General features: G+C 66.3%; 2 protein-coding genes. Both read right to left on the reverse strand.

Annotated elements, in window-relative coordinates; genetic code table 11:
• Positions 1-108: 108 nt before the first annotated feature.
• A complete protein-coding gene (gene hpnH, locus G6R25_RS23670; protein ID WP_163554624.1) occupies positions 109-1,113 on the reverse strand; it encodes an adenosyl-hopene transferase HpnH in 1,005 nt (334 codons plus the stop codon).
• Between the two features lie 379 nt (positions 1,114-1,492).
• Positions 1,493-1,894 (reverse strand): PaaI family thioesterase, encoded by a 402-nt coding sequence (locus tag G6R25_RS23675; protein WP_235949509.1) that lies wholly within the window; start codon positions 1,892-1,894, stop codon positions 1,493-1,495.
• Between the last annotated feature and the right edge of the window lie 158 nt (positions 1,895-2,052).

Genomic DNA, 2,052 nt, shown 5'->3' on the forward strand with positions numbered 1-2,052 from the left:
GCCGCCAGGCACCACGACGAACGCCGCGCTGACCGCGGACCGGTCGGGGCGGCGTTCGTCGTGTCGGTGAGATGACGGCGGCGGCAGGGCCGCCATCGGGTCAGACCGTCAGACCTGGCGGACGGCGCGGATGGACTCCTTGAGCGAACCCATCGTCGCCAGCACAGCCGAGGTCTCGTAGCCGCAGTGCGCCATGCAGTTCGCGCAGCGCGGGTCCTTGCCACGACCGTAGGAGTCCCAGTCGGTGGTCTCGACGAGCTCTTTGTAGGAGGAGACGTACCCGTCGCTCATCAGGTAGCAGGGCTTCTGCCAGCCGAACAGCGAGTAGCTCGGAATGCCCCAGGCGGTGCAGTCGAGCTCCTTCTTCCCCTCGAGGAAGTCCAGGAAGATCGGCGAGTGGTTGAGCCGGAACCTCTTGCGCCGACCCTCCGCGAAGACCTTCCCGAACATCTCGCGGGTCTCCTGGACGGCGAGGAAGTGCTCCTGGTCCGGGGCCTTCTCGTACGCGTAGCCAGGCGAGAGCTGGATCTGGTCGACCTTGAGGTCGTCGTTGAGGAAGGTCAGGATGTCGATGACATCCTGCGGGCTGTCGTTGTTGAAGAACGTGGAGTTGGTGCCGACCCGGAAGCCGGCGGCCTTCGCCGCGTGGAAGGCTCGCACGCACTCGTCGAACGTGCCCTCTTTCTCCACCACCGCGTCGTGCCGCTCGCGCAGCCCGTCGATGTGCAGGACGAAGGTGAAGTAGGGCGACGGCGTGAAGTTCTTGAGCTTCTTCTGCAGCAGCAGACCGTTCGTGCACAGGATCACGAACTTCTTGCGCTTGACCAGCTCGTTCACGATCTCGTGGATCTGCGGGTGCATGAGCGGCTCACCGCCCGCGATCGCAACGACCGGAGCGCCGCACTCCTTGACCCCGGCGAGCGCGTCCTCGGGGCTCATCCGCTGCTTCAGCACGGACGCCGGATGCTGGATCTTCCCACAACCCGTGCAGGACAGGTTGCAGGCAAACAGTGGCTCCAGCTCCAGCACGAGCGGGAAGTGCTTGCGGCGCCGCAGCTTCTGCTTCGCCAGGTAGGTACCGATACGGAGCTGGTACCGCCACTCGACCGCCACGGTGTAGTTCCCCTCTCCTCAAATCGCCGGTGGATGACCGATGATCTCTGCGCTGACCATACAGCCTGTACGTACAGCCTGCATGTGGATCGAGCGATGAACTGTCGCACAGCGGTGTCCTGTAGCCGACCGGCTTGTCCGAGCAATCGGTCGCGGACCGTATCTGGCCGGGTCAGGGCAATGCTCGACGGCCGAATGACACCGATTTCGGCGTCCACCGGCCGCACATCGTCAACCTTCGACGAAGCGTCGGAGGTGCCGGGACGGCAGCCAGATCGCCCCGAAAGGCCCCCCCGGGACGGACGGCGGAATGCCGGCAAGGACACCTCTCCGTCACGCAGCGTTACACAAGTCTGGGTCGACGGCGACCGGAGCGGACTTAGCTGATGATCAGGCAGCTGCCGCTGCCCGTGGCGACGACCTTGCCGTCGTCGTCGCGGACGTCCCCCTCGGCGAAGGCCACCCGGCGCCCCGGCCTCGTCGTCCAGCCATGCGCGATCAACCGGTTCGGCCGGCCCGCGACGATGCGCACCGGCCGAAGATAGTTCACCTTGATCTCGATGGAGGTGTAGGCGACGCCGGCCTCGAGCGTGGTCTGCACCGCGCAGCCCACCGCGGTGTCGAGGATCGTGCAGAGCAGGCCGCCGTGAACGAGGCCGATCGGGTTGTACGCCGATTCGTCCGGCTGGCAGGTGAACACCACGTCGCCGCGCGAGACCTCGACCGGGCGGAAATCGAACAGTCGGAAGATGGGCGGCGACGGGATGCTGCCGTCGCGCATCGCGGACAGGAACTCCAGGCCGCTCAGGGCGGCCGCGGCCGACGCGACCCGGTGCGGGTCATGCCAGGTGACGGACTTGCTGCGGAGCTCACCTCAGAGCGCCGGGTCAGGCTCCGGAGGAACGTCGGGGACGGATTCGGACATGGTCATAGTCTGCA

It is taken from the genome of Candidatus Frankia alpina, assembly GCF_902806485.1.
Lineage (GTDB): Bacteria > Actinomycetota > Actinomycetes > Frankiales > Frankiaceae > Frankia > Frankia alpina.